The organism is Enterobacter sp. A103, assembly GCF_034427535.1.
Taxonomy (GTDB): Bacteria; Pseudomonadota; Gammaproteobacteria; order Enterobacterales; family Enterobacteriaceae; genus Enterobacter; species Enterobacter asburiae_B.
The window spans coordinates 248494-268071 of sequence record NZ_JAXQPQ010000004.1 but is presented as its reverse complement, the minus strand read 5'-3'; the positions used below and the strand labels follow the sequence as shown (position 1 = coordinate 268071).

The 19578-nt window shown below is 56.3% G+C and carries 18 protein-coding genes; 2 read left to right on the top strand and 16 right to left on the bottom strand.

What is annotated here, in order from left to right; translation table 11 throughout:
• Positions 1-73 precede the first annotated feature (73 nt).
• Both elaB and SPH27_RS13915 read right to left on the bottom strand, forming a co-directional pair.
• On the bottom strand, positions 74-379 hold the full coding sequence (elaB, locus tag SPH27_RS13920; RefSeq protein WP_008500219.1) for a stress response protein ElaB: 306 nt from the start codon (positions 377-379) through the stop codon (positions 74-76).
• A 53-nt stretch (positions 380-432) separates the two neighbouring features.
• Positions 433-894 (bottom strand): GNAT family N-acetyltransferase, encoded by a 462-nt coding sequence (locus tag SPH27_RS13915; protein WP_047060603.1) that lies wholly within the window; start codon positions 892-894, stop codon positions 433-435.
• Between the two features lie 71 nt (positions 895-965).
• On the opposite strand from SPH27_RS13915, the gene rbn reads away from it, so the two are divergent.
• A complete protein-coding gene (gene rbn / locus SPH27_RS13910; RefSeq protein ID WP_182071322.1) occupies positions 966-1883 on the top strand; it encodes a ribonuclease BN in 918 nt (305 codons plus the stop codon).
• A 64-nt stretch (positions 1884-1947) separates the two neighbouring features.
• Positions 1948-2952 (top strand): chemotaxis protein, encoded by a 1005-nt coding sequence (locus SPH27_RS13905; RefSeq protein WP_033146077.1) that lies wholly within the window; start codon positions 1948-1950, stop codon positions 2950-2952.
• Positions 2953-3044: 92 nt separating this feature from the next.
• Here SPH27_RS13905 and nuoN read toward each other — a convergent pair whose 3' ends face one another.
• The 14 genes from nuoN to lrhA form a co-directional block, all read right to left on the bottom strand.
• The gene (gene nuoN, locus SPH27_RS13900) at positions 3045-4502 is read right to left on the bottom strand and encodes an NADH-quinone oxidoreductase subunit NuoN (protein ID WP_029740937.1); all 1458 of its coding nucleotides are present in this window, start codon (positions 4500-4502) and stop codon (positions 3045-3047) included.
• A gap of 6 nt (positions 4503-4508) precedes the next feature.
• Positions 4509-6038 carry an NADH-quinone oxidoreductase subunit M gene (gene nuoM, locus SPH27_RS13895; RefSeq protein ID WP_322435697.1) on the bottom strand — a complete coding sequence of 510 codons (1530 nt, stop codon included), beginning with the start codon at positions 6036-6038 and terminating at the stop codon, positions 4509-4511.
• Positions 6039-6114: 76 nt separating this feature from the next.
• Entirely contained in the window at positions 6115-7956 is a 1842-nt protein-coding gene (gene nuoL, locus SPH27_RS13890) for an NADH-quinone oxidoreductase subunit L (RefSeq protein WP_014884634.1), read from the bottom strand.
• Positions 7953-8255, bottom strand: a complete 303-nt coding sequence (gene nuoK / locus SPH27_RS13885) for an NADH-quinone oxidoreductase subunit NuoK (protein ID WP_003861496.1) — start codon at positions 8253-8255, stop codon at positions 7953-7955. The genes nuoL and nuoK overlap by 4 nt, the downstream gene beginning before the upstream one ends.
• Positions 8252-8806, bottom strand: a complete 555-nt coding sequence (gene nuoJ, locus SPH27_RS13880; protein ID WP_023312534.1) for an NADH-quinone oxidoreductase subunit J — start codon at positions 8804-8806, stop codon at positions 8252-8254. Before nuoJ ends, nuoK begins: the two co-directional genes overlap by 4 nt.
• A 10-nt stretch (positions 8807-8816) precedes the next feature.
• Entirely contained in the window at positions 8817-9359 is a 543-nt protein-coding gene (gene nuoI, locus SPH27_RS13875; protein ID WP_003861491.1) for an NADH-quinone oxidoreductase subunit NuoI, read from the bottom strand.
• Between the two features lie 13 nt (positions 9360-9372).
• The gene (gene nuoH, locus SPH27_RS13870; RefSeq protein WP_073001596.1) at positions 9373-10350 is read right to left on the bottom strand and encodes an NADH-quinone oxidoreductase subunit NuoH; all 978 of its coding nucleotides are present in this window, start codon (positions 10348-10350) and stop codon (positions 9373-9375) included.
• On the bottom strand, positions 10347-13070 hold the full coding sequence (gene nuoG / locus SPH27_RS13865) for an NADH-quinone oxidoreductase subunit NuoG (protein ID WP_182071323.1): 2724 nt from the start codon (positions 13068-13070) through the stop codon (positions 10347-10349). Before nuoG ends, nuoH begins: the two co-directional genes overlap by 4 nt.
• A 55-nt stretch (positions 13071-13125) precedes the next feature.
• Positions 13126-14463 (bottom strand): NADH-quinone oxidoreductase subunit NuoF, encoded by a 1338-nt coding sequence (gene nuoF / locus SPH27_RS13860; RefSeq protein WP_023312536.1) that lies wholly within the window; start codon positions 14461-14463, stop codon positions 13126-13128.
• A complete protein-coding gene (gene nuoE, locus SPH27_RS13855; RefSeq protein ID WP_006176513.1) occupies positions 14460-14960 on the bottom strand; it encodes an NADH-quinone oxidoreductase subunit NuoE in 501 nt (166 codons plus the stop codon). Before nuoE ends, nuoF begins: the two co-directional genes overlap by 4 nt.
• Positions 14961-14962: 2 nt before the next feature.
• On the bottom strand, positions 14963-16765 hold the full coding sequence (gene nuoC / locus SPH27_RS13850; RefSeq protein WP_023312537.1) for an NADH-quinone oxidoreductase subunit C/D: 1803 nt from the start codon (positions 16763-16765) through the stop codon (positions 14963-14965).
• Between the two features lie 89 nt (positions 16766-16854).
• Positions 16855-17529: an NADH-quinone oxidoreductase subunit NuoB gene (gene nuoB / locus SPH27_RS13845; RefSeq protein WP_003861482.1), complete on the bottom strand. Its 675-nt coding sequence runs from the start codon at positions 17527-17529 to the stop codon at positions 16855-16857.
• 15 nt (positions 17530-17544) lie between these two features.
• Entirely contained in the window at positions 17545-17985 is a 441-nt protein-coding gene (gene nuoA, locus SPH27_RS13840; protein WP_014171000.1) for an NADH-quinone oxidoreductase subunit NuoA, read from the bottom strand.
• A gap of 631 nt (positions 17986-18616) precedes the next feature.
• Positions 18617-19555: a transcriptional regulator LrhA gene (gene lrhA / locus SPH27_RS13835; protein WP_029741933.1), complete on the bottom strand. Its 939-nt coding sequence runs from the start codon at positions 19553-19555 to the stop codon at positions 18617-18619.
• Positions 19556-19578 lie beyond the last annotated feature (23 nt).

The following is a 19578-nucleotide window of genomic DNA, read 5'->3' as shown; positions in this document are numbered from 1 at the left end:
TGTTAAAACCTCGTATTATACGGGGTACTGGCCATAAATAGCAGTACCCACGTATAGGGAGTGGTTAAGCGGCTTAACGACGGGCTAACAGCAGCCCCAGCACCAGCCCAACGGCAGCACCCACCCCAATACCCTGCCACGGTTTTTCATGCACGTAATCATCGGCACGATACACCGCTTTTTTGGCACGGTAGTAGTAAGTATCTGACGCATGGCTGACGCGGTTTTTCACTTCATGCAGCGCCTGTTCGGCACGGGCTTTTAGCTCAATATATTTCTGATCGGCAGGGTCGCCCGAGGAACGTAACACCTCTTCCAGCGTTTCGCTCAGCAAGGCCAGATCGTCGTCGATACGGGTATCCCAGGATTGAAATGACATATTTTTCTCCATGTTAGTACACCAGTCCGCTAACTATAGCCAACGAGATGCCATTACGCCTGTTTCACTTCTCGCGCCATGCCGATGTGGGGAATGCCATCTTCATCGTATACCTCCGTCACTGGCGCAAAGCCAAAGTGCCCGTAAAAGGATTGAAGATGCGCCTGCGCGCCGAGGTATAACGCCTTGTCCGGCCACTGTTTCCGGCACGCCTCCAGCGTTTTTTCCATCAGCTGATAGCCCAGTTTTTCCCCTCGCGCTTTGCCGCTAATGATGACGCGGCCAATGACGACGGGCTCAAAATCGTCTTCGCTTTTCAGAATCCTCGCATACGCCACCAGCTCGTTATCCCGCCAGCCGAGGATATGGCGGTTCTCACCGACAAGGTCATCACCATCGATGTCCTGATACGGGCAGGTCTGTTCCACAACAAACACTTCACAGCGCAGCTTCAGCAGGGCGTAAAGTGAATGAACGGTGAGGTCGCTATGATGTAAATCTTGCCACTGGATCATGTCAGTCTCCTTCCTGGGGTTCATCACGTTATACTAAACCCCTCCCCGTTCGGCAAAGGGCTGATTGCGTTATGGAACTGATTTTTCTGGGTACGTCCGCTGGCGTGCCAACCCGCTCACGAAACGTGACGGCGATCCTGCTGGATCTTAAGCATCCCACCCGCGGCGGGCTGTGGCTGTTTGACTGCGGTGAAGGGACGCAGCATCAGCTGTTACACACCGCTTACCACCCCGGCAAGCTGGATAAAATTTTTATCACCCATCTGCATGGCGACCACCTGTTTGGCCTTCCCGGCCTGCTGTGCAGCCGCTCGATGGCCGGTAACGCCAACCCGCTGACGATTTACGGGCCAGCGGGTATTCGTGAATTTGTCGAAACTACGCTACGCCTGAGCGGGTCATGGACAGATTATCCGCTGGAGGTCGTTGAGATTGCCGAAGGCCTGGTTTTTGATGACGGGGATTATCGGGTTACCGCTCAACCGCTCAATCATCCTGTCGAGTGCTATGGCTACCGTATTGATGCGCATGATAAACCCGGCGCGCTGGATGCCGCCGCGCTGATGGCCGACGGCGTAAAACCCGGGCCGCTGTTCCAGCGTCTGAAGCACGGAGAGACCGTCACGCTGGAGGACGGACGCGTCATTAACGGTCAGGATTATCTCGCCGCACCGCAGCCCGGCAAAAAACTGGCGATTTTTGGCGATACGGCCCCGTGCCCGGCGGCGCTCACGCTGGCCCAGGGCGTGGACGTCATGGTGCATGAAGCGACGCTTGAAACGGCGATGGAAGAGAAAGCCAACAGCCGGGGCCATAGCTCCACGCGTCAGGCGGCACAGCTTGCCCGTGACGCGGGCGTAGGGCGGCTCATCGTCACCCATGTCAGCTCGCGCTACGACGCGCGGGGATGCGCAAGCCTGCTGGCAGAGTGCCGCGCGCTGTTCCCGGAATGTGAGCTGGCCGAAGATTTCGCTCAGGTTAGCGTTTAGTCCTTCATTTTTCCCTCAGGATGCCGATAACGATTAAAAGGTCAGCATTTCTCTCGAGGGTAGAATGGATAATTTCCAGAAAGATATTGATGACAGGGCGAATCTGACCCTGTCGAACCGTTTTGAACTGTTGCTGTTCCGTCTTGGCACCTCTCTGAACGAAAATAAATCCGAGCTGTTTGGCATTAACGTCTTTAAGCTGCGTGAAATTGTGCCGATGCCGGAGTTCACAAAACCCGCTGGGATGAAGTCACCGCTGATGGGAATGGTGAATATTCGCGATCAGGTGATCCCGGTGATTGACCTGGCCGCCGTGGCGGGCTGTAAGCCCACCACCGGGCTGAACATCCTGCTGATCACCGAATATGCGCGCAGCGTGCAGGCGTTTGCCGTGGAATCGGTTGAGAACATCATGCGTCTGGACTGGAAGCAGGTGCATGCGGCGGAAACCGCCGTCAGCGGTCGCTACATCACCAGCATCGCGTGTCTTGACGAGAAGACCGATACCAACGATCTGGCGATGGTGCTGGACGTTGAGCAGATCCTGTATGACATCACCCCGGCCAATCACGATCTGCACGCCACGAACCTGAAGACCACCAAATTCCATATCAAGCCAGGCGCTGTCGCCATCGTCGCGGAAGACTCCAAGGTGGCGCGCTCGATGCTGGAGAAAGGTCTGCAGGCGATGGAGATCCCCGCACAGCTGCATATCACCGGCAAAGACGCGTGGGAAAAAATCGGCGTGCTGGCGGCACAGGCCCAGGCTGAGGGGGTTCCCATCACCGATAAGATCGCTCTGGTGCTGACCGACCTCGAAATGCCGGAGATGGACGGTTTTACGCTGACGCGCAAAATCAAAACCGACCCGATATTGAAGGACATTCCGGTGGTCATCCACTCTTCCCTGTCCGGCAACGCCAACGAAGACCATATTCGCAAGGTGAAGGCGGACGGGTACGTCGCGAAGTTTGAGCTGAACGAGCTGTCGTCGGTGATTGAGGAAGTGCTGGACCGCTCGATGAAGAAGATTGACGGGCCGTTGATTAGCCGGAAGCAGCTGGCTTAAGTCCGGTGCGGGCAGGTGCCTTCACCCTGGCCCTCTCCCTTAGGGCGAGGGTACAAATCATAAAAAAACCCGCCTCGGCGGGTTTTTTGTTTTTACATCAGCGGCATCGCTCGCTGCACGATATCAATCAGCGGCTGCGGATAGATACCGAAGATCAGCACCAGCAGTGCGGAGATAAGCACTACGATACCACCGGCGCTGTACTGCCAGTTGGTTGGGGCATCACGATTGAGCTGCTGAGGCGCGCTCAGGTACAGACTCACGGCAACACGCAGGTAGTAGTAGAGACCAATCGCGGAGCCGATAACCACGCCCGCGGTCAGCCACCACAGGTGCGCCTGCACACCGACGGCCAGCACGTAGAACTTACCGATAAAGCCAAGCGTCATCGGGATACCTGCCAGAGAGAGCATCATCACGGTCATTACCGCGGACAGGATCGGACGGTGCCAGAACAGACCACGGTAGGAGAACAGTGAATCGGCATCCGGGCCACGGTACGGGCTGGACATCAGGCTCACCACGCCGAAGGCGCCGAGACTGCTGAACAGGTAGCCGGCCAGATACACGCCCACTGCTTCCATTGACATCTCGCCGCTCTGCAGCGCAATCAGCGCCACCATCAGGTAGCCCAGATGAGAGATAGACGAGTAGCCCAGTAGACGCTTGATGTTGGTCTGGCTCAGCGCCATCAGGTTACCGAAGATGATGGAGACGAACGCGATAATGCCCAGCACCACGCGAACCGCTTCGCTGTCACCAACCGGCGCGTACAGGAACAGACGCATGACCACACCGAAGATAGCGATCTTGCTCGCCGTCGCCAGGAAGGTCGACACCGGAGCCGGGGCACCCTGGTATACGTCTGGCGTCCACAGGTGGAACGGCACCAGAGAGAGTTTGAAGCCGAGGCCAACGATCATCATGCCCAGACCCGCCAGCAGCAGCGGCTCATGCAGCATGCCGTCACCGAGGCTCTTGCCGAGCGCCATGAAAGAGAGATTACCGGACTGTGCGTACAGCAGCGCAATACCAAACAGCAGGAACGAGGACGCAGCAGCAGACAGAATGGTGTACTTGATGCTTGCTTCCAGGGAACGCTTCTGACGGAAGGCGTAACCAATCAGGCCGAACAGCGGCAGAGAGATCAGCTCAATACCGAGGAACAGCGCGGCCAGGTGGTTCGCATTCGCCAGCAGAATGCCGCCCAGCGCGGCAATCAGAACCAGCAGGTAAAACTCTTCTTTGTTGTCGTTGTAGCCTTCGAGCCACGGGTACGCAAAGGTACAGGTTGCCAGGCTCGCCAGCAGCACCAGACCGGTATACAGCATGGCGTAACCGTCAACGCGCATCAGCGGGGTGACGTCCATCGCCCCACCCTGGCCAACAAACCAGAGAGAGACTAACGCGGCGTTCAGGCCGATGACCGACAGCGTGGCATTCAGGAAGTGATTGCGTCGCCACGCAATGGAGAGCATCACAACCACCACCGTCAATCCGACGATCAGCAGCGGTAGCAGCGCGATCAGTTGTTGTGGAGTTATTGTCATGGCGAATTACGGCCTTGTAGTAGAAGCAGAATTAACAAACCACTGCTGGATGTTACCCATCGCGCTATGCGAGGTATCCAGAATCGGCTGCGGGAAGAAGCCCAGCAGCACCAGCAGTACGACCAGCAGCAGGATGATGAACAGCTCACGCAGCGACATCCCCGGCAGTTCTTGTGCAGCAATTTCGCTCTTCGCTTTACCGAAGTAGGCGCGGTGCAGCATCGCCAGCGAGTACACGGAAGCGAATACCAGACCAAAGGTGGAGATCACGGTAATCACCGGAACCACTTTGAAGCTGCCGAACAGAATCATAAATTCGCCGACGAAGTTACCGGTACCCGGCATCCCCAGGGTAGCCACCGCGAAGAACATGGACAGCGCTGGCAGCCACTTAATTTTGCTCCACAGACCGCCCATCATGCGCATGTCGCGGGTATGCAGACGTTCGTACAGCTGACCGCACAGGATGAAGAGGCCGGCTGCGGACAGACCGTGCGCAATCATCTGGATTACCGCGCCCTGGTACGCCAGCTGGCTACCGGTGTAGATAGCAATCAGCACGAAGCCCATGTGGGAAACGGATGTGTAGGCAATCAGACGCTTAATGTCGTACTGCGTGAAGGCCATCCAGGCACCGTAGAAGATACCGATCACACCCAGCCACATGGCAATCGGTGCGAACTCTGCGGAGGCATTCGGGAACAGCGGCAGTGCGAAACGCAGCAGACCGTAGGCCGCCGTTTTCAGCAAGATGCCCGCCAGGTCAACGGAACCCGCCGTTGGTGCCTGAGAGTGCGCGTCTGGCAGCCAGCCGTGCAGCGGAACGACCGGCATTTTCACCGCGAACGCGATGAAGAAGCCCAGCATCAGCAGGTATTCAACGCCGTGGGACATTGGCGTTTTCAGCAGATCTTCGTAGTTGAAGGTCCAGGTTCCGGTCGCGTTGTGGTGAACAAACACCAGCGCCAGAATGGCAATCAACATCACCAGACCACTCGCCTGGGTATAGATGAAGAACTTGGTTGCCGCCGTGATACGCGTTTTACCGTCGGACGCCTTGTGACCCCACAGCGCGATCAGGAAGTACATCGGCACCAGCATCATCTCCCAGAAGAAGAAGAACAGGAACATGTCGATGGCAAGGAACACGCCGATCACGCCGCCCAGGATCCACATCAGGTTCAGGTGGAAGAAGCCCTGGTATTTTTCGATTTCTCGCCAGGAGCAAAGTACCGCCAGAACGCCGAGCAGACCGGTCAGCACCACCATCAGCAGCGACAGACCGTCAATCGCCAGGTGGATCGTAATGCCGAAACGCGGGATCCACGGCAGGATGAACTTAGACTGCCACTGCGGAATGCCCGCAGACTGGGTCAGTGAGTAACCGCCCTGCAACCACAGTTGCAGGCCAAGCGCGAGCGTCAATCCCATGGTGATCAGCGCGATCCAGCGCGGCATCTTCACGCCAAAGCGTTCAGTCTGCCAGCACAGGAAGCCGCCGATGAAGGGAATTAATATTAGCCAGGGTAGTAACATGGCGATTTACATTCCTTTTTAAGGCCCCCAGCAGGGGCCTGATTTTCAACGAATTCGAATAAAATTCACTTAACGATCAACGCAACACCATCAGCAGCGCCAGCACGACAACCGCACCGATGCTCATGGACGCCACATACCAGCGCAGGTAACCGTTCTCGCTGTACAGCAGGCCTTTACCTGCAAAGCGGGAAAGGATCGCCGGGATATTCATCAGGCTGTTCAGCGGGTCGCGCTTCAGCAGCCACGCAATGCCCAGGAACGGCTTAACGAAGATCATGTCGTACAGCCAGTCGAAGCCCCACGCGTTGTACCACCAGGTGCCCAGCAGACGGCCCGGCGCACTGTTGGCAACGGCAGTCACCAGCGTACGTTTGCCCAGCCACAGCCATGCAGCGATCAGGATGCCCGCGATAGCGACCACACCGGAGGTGATTTCAAGCGTCAGAACGCGACCGTGCTCAAGCTCGGTGGTGTCTGGCAGTACGCCCTGCAGCGGTGGCACAATCATCGCGCCAACGAAGGTGGACAGTACCAGCAGCACAATCAGCGGCAGGTGGTGGGTGATCCCCTTCCCTGCGTGAGCGTGAATTTGTTCTTTACCGTGGAATACGATGAAAATCATACGGAAGGTATACAGGGAGGTCATGAACGCACCGACCAGACCCGCAACCATCAGATTGATATGACCATTCGCCATGGCACCCGCAAGGATTTCGTCCTTACTGAAGAAGCCCGCGGTGATCAGCGGCAGTGCCGCCAGCGCCGCGCCTCCCACCAGGAAGCAGACATAAACCAGCGGAATGGACTTACGCAGTCCGCCCATCTTGAAGATATTCTGCTCGTGATGGCAGGCCAGGATCACGGAACCGGATGAGAGGAACAGCAGCGCTTTAAAGAACGCGTGCGTCATCAGGTGGAAAATGGCTGCGTCCCACGCCTGAACGCCCAGCGCCAGGAACATGTAACCAATCTGGCTCATGGTGGAATACGCGAGAACACGTTTGATGTCGGTCTGCACCAGCGCGGCAAAGCCTGCCAGCACCAGCGTGACCGCACCGACGATACCCACCAGATGCAGAATTTCCGGGGTCATCAGGAACAGGCCATGGGTACGCGCAATCAGGTAGACACCGGCGGTTACCATGGTCGCGGCGTGGATCAGCGCGGAGACAGGGGTTGGACCCGCCATCGCGTCGGCCAGCCAGGTCTGCAACGGCAGCTGCGCGGATTTACCCACGGCACCACCCAGCAGCATCAGCGTAGCCCACCACAGCATGTTGTTGCCTGCAGCGAAGTGCGCCGGCGCCAGTTCCACCATTTCGCGGAAGTTCAGCGTGCCCAGTTCGTTGTAAAGAATGAACAGCGCGAAAGCGAGGAAGACGTCACCCACGCGGGTCACGACGAACGCTTTCATGGCCGCTGCGCCATTCTTCGGATCGGTGTAGTAGAAACCGATCAGCAGGTAAGAACACAGACCTACGCCTTCCCAGCCCAGATACATCAGCAGCAGGTTATCGGCCAGCACCAGAACAACCATGCTGGCGATAAACAGGTTGGTGTAGGCGAAGAAGCGGGAGTAACCCTCTTCACCGCGCATATACCAGGAGGCGAACATGTGGATCAGGAAGCCCACGCCGGTGACCACGGAGAGCATGGTCAGCGAGAGGCCGTCCAGCACCAGGTTGAAGCCGATGTTGAAATCACCGACCGACATCCAGGTCCACAGCGGCACGCTGAAAGGCTGACGCCCGTTGTTAAAGAAGTCGATACCCGCATACGCCGTCACCAGCGCAGCCAGACCGATGGAGCCAATGCCCACGGTCGCAGACAGATTCTCAGACCAGCGGCCGCGAGAAAACGCCAGCAGCACGAAGCCAATCAGCGGAAAAATAATGGTTAAGGCAAGCATGTTCATCCACGCAACTCACTTACTGAATCGATGTTCAGGTTCTGGCGGCGACGATGGAGCTGCAGCAACAGCGCCAGGCCAATACTCGCTTCGGCAGCCGCGAGGCTGATGGCGAGAATGTACATCACCTGACCATCGGTCTGGCCCCAGTAGCTTCCGGCGACCACGAAGGCCAGCGCGGAGGCGTTAATCATGATTTCCAGACCGATCAGCATAAACAGCAGATTGCGGCGGATAACCAGACCGGTTAGACCCAGAACGAATAAAATCGCAGCGAGGATCAGTCCATGTGTTAAGGGGATCATGCGCGCTCCTCCGTTTTTCTTTTCGCGCGGTCGTCAGTGCGGTTGCTCAGCACCTCGCCAGCACGCTCTTCGCGGCCAACGTGGAAAGCAACAACCAGACCTGCCAGCAGCAGCATTGAGGCCAGTTCAACCGCCAGAACGTATGGGCCAAAGAGCGTGATACCGACCTCTTTAGCGCCGATCGGCGTGCCGTCGATGCCCTGATCGTTGACGCCCAGAATGGCGTAAACAATCACCGCCAGCATGATGGCCGACAAAATTGCCGGACCAATCCACACCTGCGGTTTTAACCACTGACGTTCCTGCTCAATCTCAGAGCCGCCCAGGTTCAGCATCATCACCACGAACACGAACAGCACCATGATGGCCCCGGCGTAGACGATGATTTCCAGCGCACCGGCGAAATGCGCGCCCAGTGCGAAGAACACCCCGGAAATGGCCAGCAGCGAGATGATTAAGTACAGCAGCGCATGCACCGGATTGGTGTGCGTAATTACTCGCAGCGTAGCCAGGATGGCGATAAGGCCACAGATATAAAAAGCGAATTCCATTGCCCTCTCCTTACGGTAACAGGCTCTTGACGTCGATAGGCTTAGCTTCGTTCTCTGCTTCGCCCTTATCTTTGCCGTCGATTGCCATACCCGCCATCCGGTAGAAGTTATATTCCGGGTATTTGCCCGGACCGGAAATCAGCAGATCCTCTTTCTCGTACACCAGGTCCTGACGCTTGTACTCACCCAGCTCGAAGTCTGGAGTCAGCTGAATCGCCGTGGTTGGGCACGCTTCTTCACACAGACCGCAGAAGATGCAGCGTGAGAAGTTGATGCGGAAGAACTCAGGGTACCAGCGGCCGTCTACCGTCTCTGCTTTCTGCAGAGAGATACAGCCTACCGGACACGCTACCGCACACAGGTTACAGGCAACGCAGCGCTCGGAACCGTCCGGGTCGCGCGTCAACACGATACGGCCACGGTAGCGCGGCGGCAGATATACCGGCTCTTCCGGGTACATCCGGGTTTCGCGTTTGGCAAACGCGTGCAGGCCGATCATCCAGATACTGCGTACCTGGGTACCAAAGCCTACCAGTAATTCTTTTAAGGTCATGGTCTATAGCCCCTTATGGCTGCTGCCAGAGAATGACAGCCGCCGTTACCAACAAGTTGACGAGCGTCAGCGGCAGGCACACTTTCCAGCCGAAGGACATTACCTGGTCATAACGCGGACGCGGTAACGCTGCGCGAATCAAAATGAACATCATCATGAAGAACGCGGTTTTCAGCGCGAACCAGATGAACGGCGGTAAGAACGGGCCATGCCAGCCACCGAAGAACAGCGTTACCATCAACGCGGAAATGGTGACGATACCGATGTACTCGCCTACGAAGAACAGACCGAATTTCATACCGGAATATTCGATGTGGTAACCGTCGGCCAGTTCCTGTTCGGCTTCTGGCTGGTCAAACGGGTGACGGTGACACACTGCCACGCCCGCGATAGCAAAGGTAATAAACCCAAAGAACTGCGGGATAACGTTCCAGATGTCGGCCTGGTTATTGACGATGTCGGTCATGTTGAATGAACCGGCCTGCGCCACCACGCCCATCAGGGAGAGCCCCAGGAACACTTCGTAGCTCAGCGTCTGCGCGGAAGCACGCATCGCACCCAGCAGCGAGTATTTGTTGTTACTGGACCAGCCTGCGAACAGCACCGCGTACACCGCGAGGCCTGCCATCATCAGGAAGAACAGAATGCCGATGTTCAGGTCAGCGACTACCCAGGTCGGGCTGACCGGAACGATAGCAAACGCCAGCAGCAGCGAGGTGAAGGCGATCATCGGTGCCAGAGTAAAGATCACGCGGTCCGAGAAGCACGGGATCCAGTCCTCTTTAAAGAACATCTTGATCATGTCCGCGACCAGCTGGAGTGAACCACCCCAACCCACGCGGTTCGGTCCGTAACGGTTCTGGAACAGACCGAGCAGACGACGTTCACCAAAGCTCATGAACGCGCCGCAGGTGACCACCACCAGCAGGATAACAATCGCTTTCAGAATGCTCAGCAGGATGTCGATAAGATCCGGCGTTAACCAACTCATGCTTTTGCCTCCTGCAGATTATCAAGACGCGCACCCGCCAGAACCGGCGCGATGCCAGGCATACCCATCGGCAGACCCACCTGCCCTGCTGTCAGACCTTCGGAGATAATCAGCGGCAGGCTGATTGTCTGGCCGTCATAGCTAAAGGCGATGTTCGCGCCCGCGTTTACGCCAAGCTTCGCGGCATCCGCCGGGTTGAGCTTGATGTAAGGCTGCGGCATACGGGTCTGGAAGACAGGCGAACGCTGAGACAGCTCGTCGCTACCGAACAGATGGTAGTACGGCGCGATACGCCAGCTGCCATCCTGCGCCTGGAAGCTCGCCGGTACGGAGGTGAAGAAGTCCAGACCGGTTTCGGAGGCTTCAATCAGACGCACGCCCGGATCGCCGTGACGCAGGGAGCCACCCACTTCAGCCTGGAACTTGTTCCATGCCTGCGGGGAGTTCCAGCCTGGCGCCCATGCGAATGGGATTTGCGAACGCGGCGCAGACGGCTGGTTGTTCCCTTCCATAGAGAAGGCGAACATGGTGTCTTTATCCTGCGGCTGGCGCGGTTCGTGCACGCTGATATTGGCGCGCATCGCGGTACGGCCGCTGTAACGGTGCGGTTCACGCGCCAGTTTCTGGCCGCGAATGCGGAAGCTTGCTTCAGGTGCGGCATCTTTAATGCCTGCCAGCTGAGGCAGTTTTTCCACTACCGCGTCGATAACGTGGTCGAGCTGCGTCCAGTCCACTTCACGGCTCTGCACGGTGCTGTGCAGGGAGTGCAGCCAGCGCCAGCTTTCCAGCATCACGGTGTTGCTGTCGTAGTACGCCGGATCGTAAACCTGGAAGAAACGCTGGGCGCGACCTTCGTTGTTGATAACGGTACCGTCGCTTTCTGCGAAGCTTGCCGCAGAGAGCACCAGGTGCGCTTTGTCCATGATCGCGGTGCGCTGATGGTCAATGACCATTACCAGCGGCGCTTTGGAGAGCGCGGCGTCAACGCGAGCGGCAGAGGCGTGGCGATGCAGATCGTTTTCCAGCACCACAACGGCGTCAGCGGCACCGGACTCCAGTTCGCTTAACGCTGCTTCCAGCGAGCCGCCGCCGATCATGCCCAGACCAATGCTGTTCACCGCACGGGCAATCATGGTCACACCGACATCAGCACCGCGGCCTTTCAGGGCTTTAGCAACGTTGGCTGCCGCCTGAATGATCTCCGCGCTGCCGGCGTTGGTACCGGAAATAATCAGCGGTTTTTTCGCACCCGCCAGGGCCTGAACAATCACGTCAACCTTGTTCTGCAGGTCACGATCCAGTTCAACGGCCGGCGAGCTGCTGTCCAGCGCGTGGGCAATGGCAAAGCCGAGGCGCGCCTGATCTTCAACCGGCGCGCAGTAGGTCCACGCCGCGATATCGTCCAGACGGGTGTTGTCGACGTTGGTCACAAACAGAGGATGCTTCGCGCGCTGGCCGATGTTGAGGATCGCCGCAATCTGCCAGTCAGCCACTTTCTGCGCCGCTGCCATTTCACGTGCTTTCCCCTTCACCGCCTGACGAACCGCCAGAGCCGCGCGTGCGCCCGTCTGCGTCAGGTCTTCACCCAGCACCAGGACCGCATCATAAGATTCGATTTCGCGCAGCGCAGGGGTATGAATACCGCCTTCACGCAGCACTTTCAGTACCAGCTGCAGACGTTCCTGCTCGCCCTGAGCGATACCGGTATAGAAGTTTTCCGCTCCAACCAGCTCGCGCAGCGCGAAGTTGCTTTCGATGCTGGCGCGCGGGGAGCCGATACCGATCACTTTCTTCGACTGGCGCAGAATATCTGCCGCGCCCTGCATCGCCTGCTCAGCGTTCAGGGTAATGAAGTCGTCGCCACGGCGCTGAACCGGCTGACGCGGACGGTCCTTCAGGTTCACATAGCCATAGCCGAAACGACCGCGGTCGCAGAGGAAGTAGTGGTTAACGGTACCGTTGTAACGGTTTTCGATACGACGCAGCTCGCCGTAACGCTCACCCGGGCTGGTGTTACAGCCGAGGGAACACTGCTGGCAGATGCTTGGCGCAAACTGCATGTCCCATTTACGGTTGTAACGCTCGGAGTGGGTTTTATCGGTGAATACGCCTGTCGGGCAGATTTCTACCAGGTTACCGGAGAATTCGCTTTCCAGCACGCCGTCTTCCGGACGACCGAAGTAGACGTTATCGTGCGCGCCATACACGCCCAGATCCTGACCGTCTGCGTAATCTTTGTAGTAACGCACGCAGCGGTAGCAGGCGATGCAGCGGTTCATTTCGTGAGAGATGAACGGCCCCAGGTCCTGATTACGGTGGGTACGCTTGGTAAAGCGATAGCGACGGAAGCTGTGGCCGGTCATCACGGTCATATCCTGAAGGTGGCAGTTACCGCCCTCTTCACAGACCGGACAGTCGTGCGGGTGGTTGGTCATCAACCATTCCACAACGCTTTCGCGGAACTGTTTCGCTTCTTCGTCATCAATCGAAATAAAAGTGCCTTCGGTGGCTGGCGTCATACAGGACATCACCAGGCGACCACGCGTGTCTTCCGCGTTTTGATATTGCTTCACCGCACACTGGCGGCAAGCACCGACGCTGCCCAGCGCCGGATGCCAGCAAAAGTACGGAATATCGAGGCCAAGAGACAGACAAGCTTCCAGCAGGTTGTCCGCCCCGTTGACTTCGTATTCTTTGCCGTCTACATGAATCGTAGCCATTAGCATGCTTCCAGTTGGCTCGGTCGAAACCGAGCGTTAATCAAAATTCTTGTCGTTACCAGCGCGCTTTAAGCAGGTTCGGCTGAATCCCATTGATGGCATGGGTATTGCTGAACGGCTGCTTGATGCCTGCTTCGAACTCGTCGCGGAAATATTTGATCGCGCTCTGCAGAGGTTCGACGGCACCCGGTGCGTGGGCACAGAAGGTTTTACCCGGGCCTAAGAATCGACACAGTTGCTCAAGCGTCTCGATATCCCCAGGCTGGCCTTCGCCACGTTCGATTGCACGCAGGATCTTCACGCTCCACGGCAGACCATCACGGCACGGTGTACACCAGCCGCAGGACTCGCGGGCGAAGAACTCTTCCAGGTTACGCACCAGCGAGACCATGCCGATCTCGTGGTCGACGGCCATCGCCAGCGCCGTACCCAGACGGCTGCCTGCTTTACCAATGCTTTCGAATTCCATTGGCAGGTCAAGATGGGCTTCGGTCAGGAAGTCTGTCCCTGCCCCACCCGGCTGCCAGGCTTTGAATTTCAGGCCATCGCGCATGCCGCCAGCGTAGTCTTCAAGAATTTCACGTGCGGTGGTACCGAACGGCAGTTCCCAGACGCCAGGATTTTTAACGCGACCAGAGAAGCCCATCAGCTTGGTACCGGCATCTTTGCTTGAGGAGATGCCCTGATACCACTCCACGCCGTTGGCGAGGATAGCCGGAACGTTACACAGGGTTTCAACGTTGTTTACGCAGGTCGGTTTACCCCATACGCCGGAACTTGCCGGGAACGGTGGCTTGGAACGCGGGTTCGCGCGGCGGCCCTCCAGGGAGTTAATCAGCGCGGTTTCTTCACCGCAGATATAACGCCCTGCACCGGTGTGCACGAACAGCTCAAAGTCAAACCCGGTACCCAGGATGTTTTTACCCAGCAGGCCGGCTTCGGTGGCTTCGGCAATCGCGCGACGCAGGTTTTCCGCTGCTTCGATGTACTCACCGCGCAGGAAGATGTAGCCACGGTACGCTTTCAGCGCGAACGCGGAGATCAGCATGCCTTCCACCAGCAGGTGCGGCAGCTGTTCCATCAGCAGGCGGTCTTTATAGGTGCCCGGCTCCATTTCATCGGCGTTACACAGCAGGTAACGGATGTTCATGGATTCGTCTTTCGGCATCAGGCTCCACTTCAGACCGGTGGAGAAGCCCGCACCGCCGCGCCCTTTCAGGCCGGAGTCTTTCACCGCATTAACGATGTCGTCCGGCGCCATGCCGCCAAGGGCTTTACGCGCGCCGGCATAGCCGTTTTTGCTCTGGTATTCGTCGAGCCATACCGGCTGTTTGTCATCGCGCAGACGCCAGGTCAGCGGATGCGTCTCAGCAGTACGAATTACAGTTTTCATTTGTACTGCTCCAGCAGGTCAGGAATCGCTTCCGGCGTCAGATGGCTGTGAGTGTCCTCATCAATCATCATGGTCGGCCCCTTGTCGCAGTTACCCAGGCAGCAGGTTGGCAGCAGGGTAAAGCGTCCATCGAACGTGGTCTGGCCCGGCTTGATATTGAGCTTTTTCTCAATCGCAGCCTGAATGCCCTGATAACCGGTGATGTGGCAGACAACGCTGTCACAGTAGCGGATCACATGGCGGCCAACCGGCTGACGGAAGATCTGGCTGTAGAACGTGGCTACGCCTTCTACGTCACTTGCCGGAATACCCAGCACTTTCGCGATCTCATAGATCGCCCCATCCGGCACCCAACCACGCTGTTTCTGTACGATTTTCAGCGCTTCAATGGACGCCGCACGCGGGTCTTCGTAGTGGTGCATCTCGTGCTCAATCGCGGCACGTTCTGCTTCACTCAGCTCAAAAGCCTCGGTTTGTGGTTGTTGATTCTCGTGCATAATTAGCGGTCCACATCTGACATAACAAAATCGATACTACCCAGATACACAATCAGGTCGGAGACCAGACTGCCGCGGATGGCGGACGGGATCTGCTGCAGGTGCGCAAAGCTCGGCGTACGCACGCGGGTACGGTAGCTCATGGTGCTGCCGTCACTGGTCAGGTAGTAACTGTTAATACCCTTGGTCGCTTCAATCATCTGGAAGGATTCTTGCGCCGGCATGACCGGACCCCAGGAAACCTGCAGGAAGTGGGTGATCAGGGTTTCGATATGCTGCAGAGTGCGCTCTTTCGGTGGCGGCGTCGTCAGCGGGTGATCCGCCTTGAACGGGCCTTCCGGCATGTTGTTGAGGCACTGCTCAAGGATGCGCAGACTCTGGCGCAGCTCTTCCACTTTCAGCATCACGCGGGTGTAGCAGTCGGAAACACCGCCGCCCACCGGGACTTCAAAGTCGAAGTTCTCGTAGCCAGAGTAAGGACGGGCTTTACGCACGTCGAAATCAATACCGGTCGCACGCAGGCCTGCACCTGTCGTACCCCACTCCAGCGCTTCTTTCGCGCCGTAGGCAGCAACGCCCTGGGAACGGCCTTTCAGGATGGTGTTACGCAGCGCGGCTTTCTCGTATGACGCCAGACGTTTTGGCATCCAGTCGAGGAATTCACGCAGCAGACGGTCCCAGCCGCGCGGCAGATCGTGTGCCACGCCGCCGATACGGAACCATGCCGGGTGCATACGGAAACCGGTAATCGCTTCCACCAGATCGTAGATTTTCTGACGGTCGGTAAAGGCGAAGAAGACCGGGGTCATCGCGCCGACGTCCTGAATGAACGTGGAGATGTACAGCAGGTGGCTGTTGATACGGAACAGTTCTGACAGCATAACGCGAATCACGTTAACGCGATCCGGCGTAACGATACCCGCCAGTTTCTCAACGGCCAGCACGTATGGCATTTCGTTGACGCAGCCGCCGAGGTACTCGATACGGTCGGTATACGGAATGTAGCTGTGCCAGGACTGACGCTCGCCCATCTTTTCAGCGCCACGGTGGTGGTAGCCGATGTCCGGAACGCAGTCGACAATCTCTTCGCCATCAAGCTGAAGGATAATACGGAATGCACCGTGCGCAGACGGGTGGTTTGGACCGAGGTTGAGGAACATGAAGTCCTCGTTGTCGGTACCGCGCTTCATGCCCCAGTCTTCCGGCTTGAAGGTCAGCGCTTCCATCTCCAGATCCTGCTTGGCTTTGGTCAGCTCAAACGGATCGAATTCGGTTGCACGCGCAGGGTAGTCTTTACGCAGCGGGTGGCCGGTCCAGGTCTGCGGCATCATGATGCGCGTCAGATGCGGGTGGCCGTCGAAGGTCATGCCGAACATTTCCCAGGTTTCACGCTCATACCAGTTCGCGTTCGGGAAAAGTTTGGTGATCGTCGGCAGATGCATGTCGTTTTCAGACAATGCCACCTTGAGCATGATATCCGTATTACGGTCTATTGAGATCAGGTGGTAGAAAACGGAAAAATCCGCAGCAGGGAGACCCTGGCGGTGGGTACGCAGACGTTCATCCATGCCGTGTAAGTCAAACAGCATGACGTACGGTTTTGGCAATTTCTTAAGGAAATCGACAACTTCCAGCAATTGCTCACGCTTCACCCAAACAACGGGTACCCCGGTGCGGGTAGCCTGAACAGTAAAGGCATCCGGCCCAAAACGGTTGCGCAGTTCGCCAATGACTGGGTCATCCAGATGATCCCGGGTCTGCCAGGCGGCTTCTTGCGCGGTTAAGTCGGTCATATTGTTCACCATTGCAAATGGTCCGTGGTGACTGTTGAGCCTGGCTTCGCGCTATTTGAGTAGTGATATGCGAAGGTGTTCTCCAGGCCTACAGGCGCAAATTAAATTTCGTCAGGCGTACGCAGATTGGTGACGGCAATACGTTCACCACGTTTACGCTCGCGCTCAGACTGCATGTTCGCGCGATACACACCCTGATCGCCAACAACCCACGACAGTGGGCGACGTTCTTTACCAATAGATTCCTGCAGCAGCATCAGCGCCTGCATGTAGGCTTCCGGACGTGGCGGACAACCCGGGATGTACACATCCACTGGGATAAATTTATCTACGCCCTGCACGACGGAATAAATGTCGTACATACCGCCAGAGTTTGCACATGCGCCCATGGAGATAACCCATTTTGGCTCCAGCATCTGGTCATACAGACGCTGAATAACAGGTGCCATCTTGGTAAAGCACGTTCCGGCAACCACCATCAGGTCAGCCTGACGCGGGGAAGCACGGAGTACCTCGGCCCCAAAACGCGCAACGTCATGCACCGCAGTGAATGACGTCACCATTTCAACGTAGCAGCAAGAAAGACCAAAGTTGTAAGGCCAGATGGAGTTCTTACGACCCCAGTTGACCATATCGTGCATGGCATGTTCGAGCTTGCCCATGTACACGCTTTTATTGACTTCTTGCTCCAGGGGGTCGGTTACGATCTCCTGTTTTTGCAGGGGGTAACGGTCATTCTCACCGTTAGGATCTATGCGGGTGAGCGTATAATCCATCTTATTGCCTCGCTGTTACTGCTGACGATTAGAGATACTGTTTTCCGGGTTGATGTGTTCACGACGTGAACGCGCAGGCGTCCAGTCAAGCGCGCCAATACGCACCAGATAAACCAGACCGGCCAGTAGCACTAAAATGAAAATTGCGGCCTCGACAAAGCCCACCCAACCACTTTCGCGGATGGACGTTGACCATGCGAAAAGGTAAAGCGCTTCCACGTCGAAGATGACGAAGAACATGGCTACCAGATAGAACTTGGCAGACAGGCGTAAGCGAGCGGAACCTACTGAATCAATACCTGATTCGAAAGGTGTGTTTTTGTGCCTTGCACGGGCGCGACCGCCCAGGAACCAGCCGCCGACTAACATCAGGCAGCACAGGCCAATGGCTACAATAAGAAAGATTGCGAATGCCCAGTGATGAGCGATGACTTCTGTGGATGTTGACATACTCATTGCTTACTCATCAAAAGTGATACCAACGACACTGCTCTTGCTGGCAGATGGGCATCACATCGATTCATGGGGAGGAACAAATAACCTTACACTAACTGTCAGAAATGAGACGTAGACAGCAAAATGATGGGGTTTTTTACTCCTTTCTATAACCTATTGTCAACTTTAACAAAGGTTTCTTCACATTAAATTACATCGAGCGATTCTCATTAACATTTGGTGCCCTTTAACCCTGGTGGGTGCATGACTTTCCGTCAAATGTATGTTGTTGAATCGTGTCCGTTTCGGAAGTAAAAAAAATAACCCTCCTATTTTGACAGGATTTGCCAACGATTCCTCCCCCCAAATAGGAGTATTTTCTTGATCTGCGACACGCTTTTGTTAATTCAACATGGAAAACGGCAACATATTTCCTGTTTTTTTAACATGAGAGGGATATGGGCGAAGTTAGAACGGAAAACGGACAAGTTTTAAGCAAAAGTATTCAGCTTATTGATAAATAAGAGAGTATCCTGAAAACCCTTGCGCCATAAGCGGGTATTATTGCGTAAAAAAAGCCACTGCATGTGAAAATCACACGAGTGGCTGTTTTTTACACTTACATTTTGTTACCAGAATATTGAGCTATCGATCACTCAAAATCCCCTTCGACGATCAGGGAGTCATCCCCCCCTTCGGAGGTAACGCGCTCGAATTGCCACGGGTTATGGTAGTTTTCCATCGCCTCGAACACCACTTTGGCCAACTCGTTATGGCTGGACGAATTGTGGCAGAGCAGATACTCCGTATCCGGCAGCGCAGGAAGACCGTCGGATTTCCCCAGAACGCGCAGATCGGGGCTCATCATCTCTACCGGACGGGCCGTTACGCCCAGACCGGCCTTCACGGCGGCACGAACCGCTGGCAGCGTGGAAGCCACATACGCCAGACGCCACGGAATGTTGGCCTCATTCAGCGCCGTGAGCACCATATCGCGGAACGGGCTCGGGTCATCCAGCAAGACCAGCGGAACCGGCTCCCCTTTTTGCAGCACGTACTCGGCTGCGCAATACCAGTGTGTAGGTGATGTGCGCAGCGTCAGGCAATCAAACTGCCCGGGACGATGCGTCGTCACCACAAGGTCGACTTTGTGCTCATTTAACATCTCAACCATAAAGGCATTACGTTTCACGCTAACGTCCAGCGCAAGCTTCGGATAAACCGAACTAATACGGTTGAGAAGAAACGGCAATATAGTATCCGCTGACTCATCAGATGCGCCTAACGTTAACACCCCTTGAAGGTTGCTAAACATTAATGACATACATGCTTCATCATTAAAGCGAAGAATTTTCCTGGCATAACCCAGTAGCTGAATACCGTGTTCCGTTAAGAGCTTATTACGCCCGTGACGTGCAAAAAGCTCTTTACCAACCAGTTGCTCCAGCCGCTGCATTTGCTGGCTAACGGCGGACTGAGTTCGGCAAACGGCGGCAGCAGCTGCTGCAAAAGTGTTGAGATCGGCGACCGCAACAAACGTTCTCAGCAGATCGAGGTCGAGATTCATTATCGGACGATTTGCATTTATCATATCTATTCACTTTCAGGTTGCTC